17 protein-coding genes are annotated in these 14,915 nt (G+C 62.7%); 2 read left to right on the top strand and 15 right to left on the bottom strand.

Annotated features, from left to right (window positions below):
• The 7 genes from K663_RS12130 to K663_RS12160 form a co-directional block, all read right to left on the bottom strand.
• Complete coding sequence (locus K663_RS12130) at positions 1-1,713, bottom strand: peptidoglycan D,D-transpeptidase FtsI family protein (RefSeq protein ID WP_062117883.1); 1,713 nt, start codon at positions 1,711-1,713, stop codon at positions 1-3.
• Positions 1,713-2,363 carry a hypothetical protein gene (locus tag K663_RS12135; protein ID WP_062117886.1) on the bottom strand — a complete coding sequence of 217 codons (651 nt, stop codon included), beginning with the start codon at positions 2,361-2,363 and terminating at the stop codon, positions 1,713-1,715. Before K663_RS12135 ends, K663_RS12130 begins: the two co-directional genes overlap by 1 nt.
• Positions 2,360-3,319, bottom strand: coding sequence for a 16S rRNA (cytosine(1402)-N(4))-methyltransferase RsmH (gene rsmH, locus K663_RS12140; protein ID WP_062117888.1), 960 nt, complete (start codon positions 3,317-3,319; stop codon positions 2,360-2,362). The genes K663_RS12135 and rsmH overlap by 4 nt, the downstream gene beginning before the upstream one ends.
• A complete protein-coding gene (locus K663_RS12145) occupies positions 3,316-3,813 on the bottom strand; it encodes a division/cell wall cluster transcriptional repressor MraZ (RefSeq protein WP_062120826.1) in 498 nt (165 codons plus the stop codon). Before K663_RS12145 ends, rsmH begins: the two co-directional genes overlap by 4 nt.
• Before the next feature lie 184 nt (positions 3,814-3,997).
• On the bottom strand, positions 3,998-5,236 hold the full coding sequence (locus K663_RS12150; protein ID WP_062117890.1) for a Gldg family protein: 1,239 nt from the start codon (positions 5,234-5,236) through the stop codon (positions 3,998-4,000).
• 21 nt (positions 5,237-5,257) lie between these two features.
• Entirely contained in the window at positions 5,258-5,563 is a 306-nt protein-coding gene (locus tag K663_RS12155) for a hypothetical protein (RefSeq protein ID WP_062117893.1), read from the bottom strand.
• 44 nt (positions 5,564-5,607) lie between these two features.
• Positions 5,608-6,603 (bottom strand): cysteine synthase A, encoded by a 996-nt coding sequence (locus tag K663_RS12160; protein ID WP_062120829.1) that lies wholly within the window; start codon positions 6,601-6,603, stop codon positions 5,608-5,610.
• A gap of 230 nt (positions 6,604-6,833) precedes the next feature.
• Between K663_RS12160 and K663_RS12165 the strand changes: the two genes are divergently transcribed.
• Both K663_RS12165 and K663_RS12170 read left to right on the top strand, forming a co-directional pair.
• Positions 6,834-7,700: a cell wall hydrolase gene (locus tag K663_RS12165; protein ID WP_235589569.1), complete on the top strand. Its 867-nt coding sequence runs from the start codon at positions 6,834-6,836 to the stop codon at positions 7,698-7,700.
• 341 nt (positions 7,701-8,041) lie between these two features.
• Positions 8,042-8,170: an entericidin A/B family lipoprotein gene (locus K663_RS12170; RefSeq protein ID WP_062117899.1), complete on the top strand. Its 129-nt coding sequence runs from the start codon at positions 8,042-8,044 to the stop codon at positions 8,168-8,170.
• A 58-nt stretch (positions 8,171-8,228) separates the two neighbouring features.
• On the opposite strand, the gene tatC is transcribed toward K663_RS12170, so the two are convergent.
• The 8 genes from tatC to argS all read right to left on the bottom strand — a co-directional run bounded on the left by tatC (position 8,229) and on the right by argS (position 14,850).
• A complete protein-coding gene (tatC, locus tag K663_RS12175; RefSeq protein WP_062117901.1) occupies positions 8,229-9,014 on the bottom strand; it encodes a twin-arginine translocase subunit TatC in 786 nt (261 codons plus the stop codon).
• Positions 9,011-9,442 carry a Sec-independent protein translocase protein TatB gene (gene tatB, locus K663_RS12180; RefSeq protein ID WP_062117904.1) on the bottom strand — a complete coding sequence of 144 codons (432 nt, stop codon included), beginning with the start codon at positions 9,440-9,442 and terminating at the stop codon, positions 9,011-9,013. The genes tatC and tatB overlap by 4 nt, the downstream gene beginning before the upstream one ends.
• A 31-nt stretch (positions 9,443-9,473) precedes the next feature.
• Positions 9,474-9,716, bottom strand: coding sequence for a twin-arginine translocase TatA/TatE family subunit (locus K663_RS12185; protein ID WP_062117907.1), 243 nt, complete (start codon positions 9,714-9,716; stop codon positions 9,474-9,476).
• Positions 9,717-9,744: 28 nt separating this feature from the next.
• On the bottom strand, positions 9,745-10,338 hold the full coding sequence (scpB, locus tag K663_RS12190) for an SMC-Scp complex subunit ScpB (RefSeq protein WP_062117909.1): 594 nt from the start codon (positions 10,336-10,338) through the stop codon (positions 9,745-9,747).
• Entirely contained in the window at positions 10,335-11,117 is a 783-nt protein-coding gene (locus K663_RS12195; protein WP_062117912.1) for a segregation and condensation protein A, read from the bottom strand. The genes scpB and K663_RS12195 overlap by 4 nt, the downstream gene beginning before the upstream one ends.
• A 179-nt stretch (positions 11,118-11,296) precedes the next feature.
• A complete protein-coding gene (gene nagZ, locus K663_RS12200; protein WP_062117915.1) occupies positions 11,297-12,310 on the bottom strand; it encodes a beta-N-acetylhexosaminidase in 1,014 nt (337 codons plus the stop codon).
• A gap of 82 nt (positions 12,311-12,392) precedes the next feature.
• Positions 12,393-13,103, bottom strand: coding sequence for an SPOR domain-containing protein (locus K663_RS12205; RefSeq protein WP_062117918.1), 711 nt, complete (start codon positions 13,101-13,103; stop codon positions 12,393-12,395).
• 19 nt (positions 13,104-13,122) lie between these two features.
• A complete protein-coding gene (gene argS / locus K663_RS12210) occupies positions 13,123-14,850 on the bottom strand; it encodes an arginine--tRNA ligase (RefSeq protein WP_062117920.1) in 1,728 nt (575 codons plus the stop codon).
• Between the last annotated feature and the right edge of the window lie 65 nt (positions 14,851-14,915).

Here is a 14,915-nt window from a genome sequence, read left to right on the forward strand (position 1 = left end):
TTAATGTTTTTCCTTTTCCTGCCCGAGCAAGGGCATGAGGTCGGAAATATCGACGTCGCGTCGCTCGTCCGGCAACACGCCCAGCATCGGGCCAGTGCGCTCGATCACGCGCTTGACCACCGGCGCGGCGGTCCAGGCGGCGGTGCGCAGGCCGAAAGTCTGGGCGTTACCCTTCGGTTCATCCATCATCGTCAGCACGACGTAGCGAGGGTTATCCATGGGAAATGCGGACGCGAAAGTCGTCACCAGCGAACTCTTGTTATATCGGCCTTCTTCAGGCTTCTCGGCGGAACCCGTCTTGCCGCCCACCCGGAAGCCCTTGGCGTCGGCGCTGCGACCTGTACCCGCCGCAACGATCATCCGCAACAGTTGGCGCATCCGCGCGCTGGTGGCGGCGGAAAAGACGCGATGGCCTTCGGGCACTTCATTGGCGTGCAGCTTGCGCAAGGTGGCCGGACGCCAGATGCCACCATTGACAAGGGCAGCATAGGCGCTGGCGAGATGCAGCGGCGTCACGGCGATACCATGGCCGTAGGAAACGGTCATGGTAGTGATGCGACCCCAATTATAGGGCCACAGGCTCTTGGCGCGCTCCTTGAGTTCGATCGGAGCGCGCTCGTCGAACTGCAGGTTGCGAAACAGCTGCTGCATGGACGCTGCGCCCATTTCATCGGCAATCCGCGCGGTCCCGATGTTGGAACTGTGCACCAGGATTTCCGGCACGTTGATCCAGCGGCCAAGAGCGTGGTCGTCCTTGATACGGAAACCGGCGACGGCGAGCGGCGCGGTGGCATCATAGCGTTTTGCCATGGATGTGATGACACCACGATCCATCGCAGCGCCGATCGACAAGGGCTTGAAGGTCGAACCGAGTTCATAGCGCGCCTGGACGATCTGATTGCAAAGGGGCGATTCGCTGCACGACTTGCCCGCGTAATTTTGCAGCTTGTTCGGATCGAAGACGGGGATCGACGCCATGGCGATCACTTCCCCGGTATTGGCGTCCAGAATGACGCCGCCCGCGCCCCGGGCATTTTGCGATACCATCTGCGCGTAAAGCTCGCTTTCCAGCGCCCCCTGCACCCGGCTGTCGATGGATATGGCGAAGGGCTGCGCCCGCAGCGCCGGATCGATCAAACGGTCATTGAACGCCGCTTCGACGCCCATGCCGCCGACCCCTTCCGCATTGGGTGCGAAGCCCAGAACGTGCGCGGCCAGACTGCGCTGGGGATAGAGCCGCTCCTTTTCACGGGGGAATTCGATGCCGATCTCGCCCAGGGCGTTTACCGCAGCCACTTCTTCAGGCAGCGCGCGACGGCGGAGATAGGCCCAACCTTTGCCGGTCAGTTTCTTGTAGAAAGCGGCTGCGGGTTCATCGGGGAAAATCTCATGCAGCTTGCGCGCGACTTCCGCTGGCTCGCCGATCAGCCGGGAGGGACGGACGGCGATCGAATAGGCATCCATCGTCCGGGCCAGCGGAACGCCATTGCGATCAACGATGTCGGCCCGTGCAGGGATGAGGCCGGACGCGCTATCGCCCCCGTCCGCGCCCCGCGAAAAGACACCGACCCAGGCAAGACGCAAGATCACCACCATGGTGATCGCCATGAACAGGATGAGCAACAACATCAGGCGGTTATGCGCGATCGCCGTCAGATCGACCCGCTGCTTGCCCGCTCTGGCACCGCCCGGCTGAACGATGATCGTCGCCATCAGCGCGCGCCCTTCCTGCGCTCACGCGCCGCCTTGGTGCTGATATCGCCCAAGGTGCTGTCATCCAGCAGCTTGGCGTCGAGCATCGCCATCCGTTCAGCGCGGCGAGCGACAGGATTGGGCTTCGACACGTCGGAGTCCTCCTTCGCCTTTTCCGCCGCACTGCGAGCAGCCGACTTGGCGACCACTTCAACATTGTCGGCGGCGTGAGCTTCACGAATGACGGCAATGTCGCTGCGGATCTGGGTCGCCGCTGGGCTGGCCGGGGCGGGCTGCGGCGCGGAAGGCAGATCGGCAGGGGTTTCGACCATCGCCACCATCACCGGCGGCGCGACATAATCAGGCCCGTTGGGCTGGATGCCATCCAGATTCGCAAGCGCCCGCTCGCCCCCCAGATATTGCTGGGTCGTCGGCGTCGCATACATGAAGTCGTGCTGGTTCCACCGCTCCAACTGCCGCATGCTCGCCCGCGCGCTGAACTCCGTTTCAAGATAGCGGATGTCACCCCGCGCCCGCGCGATCTGGGCCTGCACCTTCATCAGTTCGTTGCGCTCGGTCGCGACTTTGAGCGACACGAGGTAGGCGCCCAGCGCGCCCAGCGCCACCAGCAATATCCAGATCAGGCTCTGCAACCTCTTGACCGCGATCATGAACGCATACTCCGCGAAGAACCGGAAACGGGGGCATCCGTGCGGACCGCGCTGCGCAGCGTAGCGGAGCGGGCCCGCGGGTTGCGGGCGAGTTCGCTCTCGCCGGGACGAACGGCTTTGGCGGGCTTGCGAAATGTGGGCGCGTCACCCGCTCGGCGCTCGGGCAGGTGCCGCGATCCGGCCCCTTCGCCGCCGCTGCGCTTGCGCAGGAACTGCTTGACGATGCGGTCTTCAAGGCTGTGAAAGGTGACGATAGCGAGCCGCCCCCCCTCTTCCAGCATCGCCTCGGCCACTTCCAGCCCGCGCTCCAATTCTTCCAGTTCGCGATTCACATGGATGCGGATCGCCTGAAATGCCCGGGTCGCCGGATCTTTCTTGTCATGCGGCTTATGGCCCAGCGCCCTGCGAATGACGCTGGCGAGCTGGCCGGTGCGCTCCAGAGGGCGCGCTTCGACGATGGCGCGAGCCACCCGGCGTGAGCGCGGTTCCTCGCCGTAGCGATAGAGGACATCGGCAATTTCCTGTTCAGGGGCATTGTTCAGGAAGTCGGCGGCGCTCATCCCGCTCTGGCTCATCGTCATGGTGAGCGGCCCATCCGCCTGGAACGAAAAGCCGCGTTCCGGCCGATCAAGCTGCATAGAGGACACGCCGATATCGAGTGTGACGCCCGATACGTGCGACACACCCCGCTCGGCGAGCAGCTCCTTCATGCGGGAAAATTCCCCGGTGATCAGCGTGATGCCATTTTCGTCGGCCAGCGCCTGCCCTTCGCGGATCGCATCAGGATCCCGATCGAATGCGAAAACCGTCGCGCCCCTTGCCGCCATAGCGCGCGAGTAGCCGCCCGCGCCGAAGGTGCCATCGACATGAACCTCACCGGGGGTGATGGCGAGAGCGTCGAGCACTTCATCGAGCAGAACCGGGATATGGCGATCCGGATCGACAGCAGCGGTCACTTGACGCCTCCGGCTGCGCGCTGATCCAGCCAACGGCGGACCTTGTTACGGATCAGTTCGGGCCGATCCTTGCTATCGACCAGCGTTTCCGGCTTCCAGATCTGGATGTAGCGGCCCACGCCATAAAAGAAGACGGCATCGCCAATGCCATATTCTTCCTTGATATCGGGGTGCATGGCAAAGCGGCCGCCATCGTCGAAATTCACCTCCTCGATCGTGCCGAGGCGGCGTTCCAATTCCAGATCGGCGTTATAGGCGCGGCCTTGCGCTCTTGCTTCGCGAGCCAGTTCCTCGACCTCGGTGAACAGGAAGCGGCGATGCGATTCTCCAAAGCCCGTGGCGCAGGGGTTGTCGCCATGGACGGAGAGATAAAGCCGCGTTTCGCCGCCGCTGGACTGCTTGACCTGTCGGCGCATCTCCAGGGGCAGCACGAACCGGCCTTTGCCGTCCGCGACGCTGAACGCGTTGCCCGTAAAGAGAATGATTTCCGACACGTTCGGACTGCTGCCCCTCTGTTCGCAGGGGCGCAGGCCATCGTCCGCCAAACCACATCATCGCGGTCGGCGCACAGGACTAACAAAGCCTGACAAACCCCTATGGCTTTTAGATACCAAGCGGCGCGCGACAAGAAAAGGGAAAAGTCGGGAGATTTTGGGAAATCCTGTTTTGTTCTGGATTTTACTCCCTATCCAGTCGGACAAAGGCGTCTGGCTTGCCAGATGACCCGCGCAAGAACCGGCGAAAACACCCCGGACCAGCGACGCTTCCCATGATTGCCCACATAATCCCGGCAACGATCGACCACCGCAGGGCGAGCGTCAGGCTGGTGACGGATTTGAGCCATGAGCGCGAATCCATTGGTTCGCCACCCAACTGCTCGACAATGAAGCCGGGCGTGTCGGCGCTCCATCCGCGCATGTTGAGCGGCTCCGCCTCATCGACCAGCCAAAGCCGGTCGTCGATCAGGTCGGCGTCCGCCACCAGCACGGCATGCCCGCGCCCCAACATGCAACGTGCAATCAGCGCATCTTGTTCGACCCAACATTTGGACGGATCGCGGACCGCGAAGGAGGAAGCCGTCATGGTCGTGAGCAAGCTGCCATTAGCCAACACCTGCCGCTTTTCTCCTGTTGATGAAGGAGGCAGCAATGCCACGCCCCAGCGGGCCAGCAGCGGCGCGAGCATCGTGACTGCCGGGGCGCGACGGCGATCACCCAATGGCAAGGGAGATGGCCAGCGGAGAAGTGGGTCAGCGAGCAGCACCATATCTCCTCCCCGGCGCACCCAATGATCCAGGGAAGATAATTCCGCGTCCGACAAGCTGCGTGGCTGGGCCAGCAAGACCGCCTTCGCACCCTGCATCCCGGGCAACAATAGGCTGTCGATTGGCCGCACCTCGAAACGCTGGCGCAGTATCTGGATGATCGGCGCGTCAGCGTGGGATTGAATCCCATCCTCCCCATCCTGCCAGAAAAGCGGAAGCGCGCTGATCACCGCCAGCACGGGCCGCTCTTTTGTCGGTTTGATCGGAGACTCGGCAGAAAGCCAGCAAGCAAGACCCGTCATTCCCACCAGCAGCAGTCCTGTCCGCCACCGGACGGGCAGGAACAGCCCTGCTCCAATGGCCAAAACGACGTCAAGGCACAGCCAAGCGATGGCGGTATGGCCCGGCAATCGCCCCGTCGCCAGCGATGCGAAGAGGATGGCCACGCCCAAACTTCCCGCGCCGATCCAGACGGCATGAAAGGTGCTACGCCTCGCCCCAAGCACCGCAGCGGCCATCACGAGGATCAACGCGGGCCAAGCCCAGGCGCGCAGATCGACCTGACCGGTGCGAAGCACCGCCGGAAGCCCGGCAAGCAGGAAGACGAACTGGCCCGCACAGAGCATCACGAAGGTGCGAAGCGCTGCCGTCATGAAATGCGCGCTGCTGGCAGGTCAGCGCTCGGACGCTTGGGGATCGCGGTCCATCGGGTTTCTCAGGTTGGGGTCGGGTTGCAGGTCGGGGACGATCGGCTGCTGCTCAGGTGCTGGCTGCACGCCTAGTTCCGCCAGTGGCTCCTTGGGCGCCACTGCGTTTAGATCCAGGGTCGGCACGGCCGGCGGTGGGATCGCCGGATCGTCGAGCCGCGCCTTTTCAATAACGATATTGGCCAAGCCTACCAGGAGCACCACGCCCGCCAGCCCCGTCAGGCCGATCTGGACACGCTGCAACCCTTCCTGCCGGCGGGGATGTTCAGCCATCGAAGCGCTCTTTAGTTCTTGGTCGCCGCGACCCGTGTCGGCGATCAGCGATTGTGCGCGAGCCAGGGGAACACCGTCAAGCCTTTCGACTCAAGCCACTCGCGATTGTACAGCGTCGAAAGGTAGCGGAAGCCAGTGTCGCACAGGATCGTGACGATTCGTTTCCCCGGCCCAAGTTCACGCGCCAGCGCCACGGCCCCGGCGACATTAATGCCCGACGACAAGCCGAGGCATAGCCCCTCTTCCGCCAGCAATCGCTTGACCCAATGCAGCCCCTCCTCATCGGAGATACGGAACTGGGTGTCGATTGGAGCACCTTCCAGATTGGCCGTGATGCGCCCCTGCCCGATGCCTTCGGCGACCGACGATCCTTCCGCCTTCAATTCGCCATGCGCGTAATAATTGTACAATGCCGCGCCATAAGGGTCGCTCAACGCGATCGTGATGTTCTCATCATGCGCCTTCAGGCCCAGCCCCACGCCAGCGATCGTGCCGCCGGTCCCGGCCGCGCAGGTGAAGCCGTCAATCTGTCCGTCCATCTGGGTCCAGATTTCTTCCGCGGTGCCGACGATATGCGCCTTGCGATTGGCAATATTGTCGAACTGGTTGGCCCAGATCGCATTTTCCGTCTCTTCGGCAATCCGGCGGGACGTGTGGACAAAATGGCCGGGGTTGGAATAGGGCGCCGCTGGCACGGTGACGAGTTCAGCCCCCAACGCACGCAGCGTATCCATTTTTTCGCGGCTCTGCGTTTCGGGCATGACGATGATCGTCTTGTATCCCTTCGCATTGGCGACCAGCGCCAGGCCGATGCCGGTGTTCCCGGCCGTCCCCTCGACAATCGTGCCGCCGGGCGTCAGCAATCCCTTTTCCTCGGCGTCGTTTACGATGAAGAGCGCAGCGCGATCCTTCACAGAAGCGCCCGGATTGGCGAATTCGCATTTCGCGAAGATGTCGCAGCCTGTCGCTTTGGACGGGCCGGCAAGGCGCACCAGCGGCGTGTTGCCGATCAGGGCGAGGCTGTCATTGTGCACTAGCATTGTCATCGCATAGCGGAGGGGATGCACGCTTGCCAAGCAAGGGAATGCTGATCTGCCCCAAGCGCCGTTTGCAATGCCCAGCCGAAACGGAAGGCAGGAGAAGGAAGTGGCAATGCTTTTGCGCTAACGCGTCCTCGCGGCGCTATTGCCGCGGTCGTTTCAAGAGGCGGGCTGGCTTGCACATAACAGGCGAGCAATTGCGGCATGCGGCACTCACCGCTCTGGCGCTGATGGCAGTCGCCATCCCGCGCCTGATCACTGCTGCGCCGCTAGATGTGCTGGCCGACGCATCGGGAAGAAACGAGGGCGCGGAAAAGCCGGGCGAAAATTTCCCCGGCTCCGCCTATTTCTTTGCCGATGACATGTTTCAGGATCCGCCGACGATCGCGGGGAGCAGCAAGCATGTGCTGAGGCTGGATACTGTTCAGGCTGCTCCTGCGGGCGCATTCCGTGGGCTGACTCCACTGGACGGCTATCGCGCAGTCAACTGCCTGACGTCCGCAATCTATTATGAGGCGGGCAATGAGCCTGAAGAAGGGCAGCGCGCCGTTGCTCAGGTCGTGCTCAATCGCGTCCGCAGCCCCCTTTGGCCACATAGCGTGTGCGGCGTAGTGTATGAAGGTTCGGACAGGACCGATCTGCGCTGCCAATTTACCTTCAGCTGCGATGGTTCGATGGCGCGATCAAGCGATTTGCAAAGCTGGATACGCGCGCGCCGAATCGCAGAGCAGGCGCTCGCGGGCCGGGTATATGCTCCCGTCGGCTTGGCCACTTTCTATCATACCCTGGCGGTCAGGCCGTCCTGGTCTGCGTCCAAGCGTCCGATCGCAGTGATTGGCGCGCATATCTTTTACCGCAGCCCCGGCTTTCACGGGACCGAAGCAGCATTTCGAGTGCCCTATTCCGGTCGGGAGCAACAATCGGGTCCTGCCAGACGAAGGGGGCCGACAGAGGCGGTTGCGACGGAGCGCTATTCCCTGCCAACCGACGAAGTCCGCTATCCGCCGCCCACCTCGATCACACCAGATGTGCAGGACAATCTTCCCCCATCCACCATAAGGCCGGAATATCGGAACAGCGGCCGCCCGCTGATCTGATGGCCGCGATTTTTATACCCTTCTCAGGGCATTCGTCACAACTGATTGAATATAAATAATAATAAAAAAATGCGTTTGTGAAGGAGGGGGGAACCAAATGCGGTTTTAATGGGTTCTGCATACCGGATAGCAAATCTTTTGCCCCCCGCTCTTGCTATCCAAAAAAACATGAGCCCGGAACGTTTCTCCCCCCCCGACGCGTTCCGGGCTCAGATTTTAGGGGGCAAATTTCCCCATAATCAGAGATATTTCCGGCTGCGGAACGTAATTCCTGACCGTGGGTTCTCCCTCAGCCGCCGGATAGCGCGGCTATCCGGCTCAAATGTTCGAGGAGACGAACCATGACCAAGAATATCCTTGCCGCCCTGCTTCTTACAGGTTCGCTGCTGGTTGCGGCGTGCAACACTGTGGAAGGCGCTGGCAAAGACGTGCAGAGCGCTGGCGAGGCTGTCGAAGACGCCGCTGATTAAGCATCTCGAAATGAGAGGCTCTCATACTCACAGGCCCGTCTATGGCGGGCCTTTTTTTTCAGGTGGAAAGGTCTGCGCCGTCTGAACCGGCGGCTCCGCGCGCCTGTTTCCGGTCAGTGAACCAGATCGCGATGATGGTGATTTCATACAGCAGAAGCAGCGGAATGGCGAGCATGAGCTGTGACACGACATCGGGTGGCGTGAGGACGGCAGCGACGATGAACGCGGCGACGATCATATAGCGGCGAAGCCCGATCAGCTGCGCGCGGGTGACGAACCCTGCGCGGTTGAGCAGCATCAGCAGCACGGGCATCAGGAAGCTGATGCCGAATGCAAGAATGAACTGCATGACTAAAGTGAGGTAGGCGTCGGTGCTGGGGAGCGCCTCAACCTGAAGTCCGCCGCTATCTCCCTGAAATTGCAGGAAGAAATGAAAGGCGGTTGGCATCACGACATAATAAGCGAGGCTGGCCCCCATCAGGAACAGTACCGGCGTCATGACCAGGAAGGGCAACAGCGCCTTCTTTTCCTTGGAATAAAGCCCCGGCGCGACGAAGGCCCATAGCTGATTGGCGATGATCGGGAAGGACAGGCAGAAGGCCCCGAAGATCGCGACCTTCACCTGCACGAAAAAGGCTTCGTAAAGCTTGGTGTAGACCAGCCGACCGCCACCATCGCCAAAGGCTTCCTTCAGCGGATGGACGAGGAAGGCGAACAGCTTGTCGGAAAAATAGAAGCAGACGGCGCCCGTGATGAACAGCGCCCATACGCACTTCATCAGCCGGCCCCGCAGTTCGATCAGATGGTCGAGCAACGGCGCCTTTGTATCGTCAATGTCCTTCATGCCGGAGCGTCGCCCTTACCTGTAGCCGATTGCGCCGCGATGTAGGGCGGCCCGTCCGCGGCAGCTGCGGGCTTGGGCTCAGGAGCGGCGGGAGCCGACTGAGCGACGAAGGGAGGCGGAGGCGCTTCCGCAGCCGATGTGGCAGGGGCAGGCGCCGACAGCGGCTCCATCGCCGGAGCGAATGACGGTTCAGCCGGATGTTCCTGCATGATCCGCCTGTTCTGGTCGGCCCATTTCTTTTCGAGCTCTTCCACTTCGACTTCGCGCACCATGGCGTCGATCCCGGTGCGGAAATGGCGCGCCATGCCGCGCGCCTTCCCGATGACCTGACCCACCTTGTAAAGCGCGCGCGGCAAATCCTTTGGGCCTATGACGATCACCGCGATGATCACGATCAGCAGAAGTTCGGTCGAACCGATATCGAACATGCGCGCCTACCGTTTGGGCGTGAAACGAAAATCAGGCCTTGGTCTTTTCTTCTGTGGTCACGGTCGGCGCGTCCTGTTCGGGCACCCGATGACCTTCGATCCGGCTCGCGGGTTTTGCGGACGTGGCGTCATCATCATCGTCGGCCATGCCCTTCTTGAAACTCTTGATGCCCTTGGCGACGTCACCCATCAGCCCCGAGATCCGGCCGCCGCCGAACAGCAGCATGACCACCAGGAGAACGATGACCCAGTGCATCAGCGAAAAGGAACCCATTTAACTTTCTCCTGAAACGAAGCCCCTTTTAGGCTTCTTCCTCATCATTTTCCAGAACGGATTGGGCGCCCAGGCCCTCCAGTGCGAGATCGACCGGGTCAAGCAATCCGGCAGCGCGCAGATCGTCCATCCCCGGCAAGTCCCGGCGGCTGCTAAGCCCGAAATGTGACAGAAATTCGTTTGTCGTCGCATAGATAAGGGGGCGGCCAGGCACCTCGCGTCGTCCGGCGGGCCGCACCCACCCGGCCTCCATGAGGACGTCGAGCGTCCCCTTCGCCACCTGAACGCCGCGAATAGCTTCCACTTCCGCCCGGCTGACGGGTTCATGATAGGCAATGATCGCCAGCGTTTCCATCGCCGCGCGGGAAAGCTTGCGCGTCTCGTCCTTTTCCCGACGGAGGATATGGGCCAGATCGGCAGCCGTCTGAAAATGCCACCGGCCGCCCCGCTCCACCAGATTGATGCCGCGCCCCGCATAGTGCGCCGACAAGACGGCGAGGGCAGCAGTCAGATCACCGGCCTCCCCCACATGCAGCCGCAGTTCGGCCGGGCTGAGCGGCGTTTCGGCGACGAACAGCGCGGCCTCTACAGCGCGCAGAAAGTCATCTGGTTCTTGCATCACAACAGGCTTTTCCCGCTCTGGTCCGGCAGCGCAGCGCGCAGATATATGGGTTCGAAAATCCCGTCCTGCTGGATTTCCAGTCGACCCTGCCGCGCCAGTTCCAGCGCGGCGACGAAGCTGCTGGCGAGCGCCGACCGGGCCATCGGCCCATCCTGACCGTCCGGCAGGAAGGATTCGAGCATGGTCCAGTCGATCGCCGATCCGACCAGTGCGCCGACCCGCTGGATCGCTTCATCCAGCGTCATGACCGGGCGGACGGCAACCATGTGGACGACCGGCCGGGTCCGCGCGCGCAACTGACCATAGGATTGGAGCAGGTCATAGAGGCTGGCCGCCCATTTCGCCTTGCGGACGAGGCGCAAGCCTTCAGGGCGAGGACGGACGAAAACGTCACGGCCCACACGGTCGCGCGCCATCAGCCGTGCGCCCGCCTCGCGCATGGCGTGAAGGCGCTGGAGCCGCAATTGCAGGCGGAGCGCCAGTTCCTCGGGACTGGGATCGGGCTGCGCCTGTTTGGGAAGCAGCAACGACGATTTGAGGTAGGCGAGCCAGGCAGCCATCACCAGATAGTCGGCGGCCAGTTCCAGTTTCAGCTTACGCGCGCCTTCGATGTAGGTCAGATATTGTTCGACCAGCGCGAGGAGTGAAATTTCGCGTAGATCGACCTTCTGGCTGCGCGCCAGGGCGAGCAGCAGATCGAGCGGCCCTTCCCAGCTGTCGAAGCTGACCGTGAGCATGTCGGCGCGCGGTGGAGGCGGCGGGATGAAGAGGTCGTCCACGTTTCAGGCCGTCCGGTGCCGGAAAGGCGTTGTGGCTAAAGGGGTTTCACGCGGAGACGCGGAGGCGCGGAGGACTGGACAGCGGGCGCGGCCCGCCGCTGCGGTCAACTGGCGGGGCGCAGAAAGGCTTTCGCGCCGCAACGCTGCCGAGTGTGCGATATATATGACAGGGCCGCCGTTCACGCAGGGACCAGTGCGAGCAGCGTGTCGCGCGTGGCGAGAAGCTGGTCGAGCGGCGGGCTTTCCTGAATGAGGCTGGCGTGCGCCATGGCCCGATCCAGCCGCGCCTTCGATTCGGCGCATATGTCGGGCAGGAGATTGGCGATGCCGATCATGTCGTCCATCCGTCCCCAGCAATTAAGCGCCAGATCGCATCCCGCCGCCACGACCCCGGCGGCAAGTTCGGGGATGCTGCCCTTCAGCGCCTTCATATCGAGATCGTCGGACATGAGCAGGCCGTTGAAGCCTATCCGCTGGCGAATGATCATGTCGATGACCGATGCGGACAGGCTGGCGGGAAGGTCGGGATCCCAGGCGGTATAGACGACATGGGCAGTCATGCCGATGGGCGCATCTTTCAGCGCCTGAAACGGGGCAAGGTCAGTCGCCAGCGCGTCTTCGTCCGCCGTCACGATGGGCAGTTCATGATGACTGTCCACCATGGCGCGGCCGTGGCCGGGCATATGCTTGACGATGCCTACCACGCCGCCCTGGGCAAGGCCTTCGATCACCGCGCGGCCCAGCGCGGCGACGCGCATCGGTTCAGCGCCCAGCGTCCGGTCGCCCATGATGTCGCTCGCGCCATCCTGCCTGACGTCGAGCAGCGGTAGCGCATCGACGGTGATGCCCGCTTCGGCGAGGGTGACGGCAATGGCGTGCGCGTTGGCGCGGGCGGCGGCAATCGCGCTGGAAGGCGCGAGGTCATAGAGACGATCGAACACGGCGCCGGGAGGGAAGCTGGGCCAGACGGGCGCCTGCATGCGGGCGACGCGTCCCCCTTCCTGATCGATCATGATGAGCAGGTCATCGCGGCCATGCAGCGCGCGCAGATCGTCGGTGAGCGCGCGCAACTGGTCGCGACCGGCAATGTTGCGGCGGAAGAGGATATAGCCCGCAGGCTGCGCCTCGGCGAAGAAGGCGCGTTCGTCAGGGGTGATGGTTTCGCTCGAGAGGCCGAAGATTACCGGTTTCATGGGGAGCGATGGTAGCCGTGAAGGCGCGCGCTGTCGAAGGGGTTTACGCCCAAATGCCCCTCCATTGAAGGGAGGGAGCAAATCAATTTACGACGATGCAGCTTTCTCCAGCGACCTTGAGCTTGCCGCACAGGGTGTTCGCCTGTCCCCCGGCAGTCGCGCGGAGGCGGTAGAGAGTGCTGCCGCCGACTTCGGTCGGTTCGACCGACATGGTGAGCGGCGCGAGATAGGCGAACCGCTTGGAGAGGCGGGTCCAGGCGTCGCGCGCACCCGACTGGCTGCCATAGGCGCCAAGCTGAATCACTGCGCCGCCGGTCCGGACAGGCTGGCTGGCGGCAGGGCGGACGTTGGTTTCGTCGGCAACCCTTGCCGTCACGGTCTGCGATGGCTTGCCGGGTACAGGCTGGCGCGTTCCAGCAGGGCTGGTGGGCGTGAGCGGCGCTTCGGGCACGCGGCTCGGGTCGATACGGCCGTCGCGGACAACCCCTTCGCTGGCGGCGAAGCTGGCGTCGCCTTCGCCTTCAAACTTCCTTGCGTCCGCTTCGGCAGCGGGAACCTTGTAATCACCTGCGGGCGCGGCGATCAACTTGCCTTCGCCATTATCGGCGGCGCGATTCTTGAGCAGCCAGACGCCAGCAACGACGCCGCCCAGCAGGATCAGGGCGACGAAAATGAAGCCGAGCAGCCGGACGGGGGAAAGCCCTTCGTCCTCTTCATCCTCGATACCGGGCTCGAGCCAGGGCAGACGCTCGTCGTCGTCGAGGTCGAGCCGCCCCCTCGCAAAGTCGCCCATCTTTCCTGCCTCCGCCTGGCTATTGCATTTCCGTCAGTGCGGCCACGCCCATAAGGGCAAGACCATTCCGAATGATCTGCCCGATTCCGCGGCTTAAGAAAAGCCGTGCGGAAGTTGTATGCGGATCGTCCGTCAGGATGACCCGCGCGCGCGGATTGTCGTTGCCCAAATTCCACCAACTGTGGAATTCAGAAGCCAAGTCATTGAGATAAAAGGCTATCCTGTGGGGTTCGCGGGCCGATGCAGCTCCTTCCACCACCCGGGGGAACTGTGCCGCTAACTTAACAAGGCTAAGTTCCGCAGTCCCAAGAAGGGACAGATCAGGCGCGGGAAGTGCAATTCCGCTCTCCTGCGCACGGCGGCCGAGCGAGGAAATGCGGGCGTGGGCATATTGGACGTAGAAGACCGGATTGTCCTTCGACGCCTCCACCACCTTGGCGAAATCGAAGTCCATCTGGGCGTCGGCCTTGCGCGTCAGCATGGTGAAGCGGACGACATCCTTCCCCACTTCGCGCACCACATCGGCAAGCGTCACGAAATTGCCCGCGCGCTTGGACATCTTCACCGGCTCGCCATCGCGCAGCAGGCGGACCATCTGGATGAGCTTGACGTCGAAGCGCGCCTTGCCTTCTGTAAGGGCGGCGACGGCGGCCTGGATGCGCTTCACCGTACCCGCATGGTCGGCGCCCCAGATGTCGATCAGCTGGTCGGCGGACTGGGCCTTCTGGAAATGATAGGCCATGTCGGCGCCGAAATAGGTCCAGCTGCCGTTGGATTTCTTGATCGGCCGGTCCTGATCGTCGCCGAATTTGGTCGAACGGAACAGGGGCAGCTCGACCGGCTCCCAATCTTCGGGCGTTTCGCCTTTCGGCGCTTCGAGGACGCCGTCATAGACCAGGTCGTGCGCGCGGAGCCATTGTTCGGCGACTTCCGGCTTTCCGGCGGCTTGCAGTTCGGCTTCCGAAGAGAAAATGTCGTGGTGAATGCCCAGCAGCGCGAGATCGCTGCGAATCATCACCATCATCGCGGCGACGGCCTTGGTACGGAACAGGGCGAGCCAGTCGCCTTCGGGCGCGGACACATATGTGTCGCCATATTCGGCTGCGAGCGCCTGGCCGACCGGGACCAGATAATCGCCGGGATAGAGTCCTTCGGGAATCGCTCCCACATCTTCGCCCAGCGCTTCGCGGTAGCGCAGATGGGCGGACCGGGCGAGGACATCGACCTGGCCACCGGCGTCATTGATATAATATTCGCGAATGACCTTGTGCCCGACATATTCGAGCAGGGTCGCCAGCGCATCGCCCACCACCGCGCCCCGGCAATGGCCCATATGCATGGGACCAGTGGGATTGGCGGAGACATATTCGATATTGACCGTGACGCCCTGCCCCGCGTCGGACCGGCCATAATCCTGCGCCTCTGCATGAATGGCGGCGAGTTCAGCGCGCCAGGTGGCATCGGTCAGTTTCATGTTGATGAAGCCGGGACCAGCAATCGCGGCGCTTTCCACTTCGTCGAGCTTTTCGAGGCCAGCGACGATCTTTTCGGCCAGCGCGCGGGGATTGGTGCCCGCCGGCTTGGCAAGGACCATCGCCGCGTTGGTGGCAAGGTCGCCATGGCTGGCGTCGCGCGGCGGTTCGACCGTGACGGGCTTGCGGTTGAGGCCTGCGGGCAGCGTGCCGTCAGCCTCCAGCGCATCGAGCACGGCGTTCAGATGAGCGGTGAAGCGGATATAGAGGGACAAGAGGACGGACTTTCCTGAACGGCCCGTTCGTCCTGAGCCTGCCGAAGGGCCGCCCTTTTCCAAGC

The sequence above is a fragment of the Sphingobium sp. MI1205 genome (assembly GCF_001563285.1).
In the GTDB taxonomy this organism is placed as follows: domain Bacteria; phylum Pseudomonadota; class Alphaproteobacteria; order Sphingomonadales; family Sphingomonadaceae; genus Sphingobium.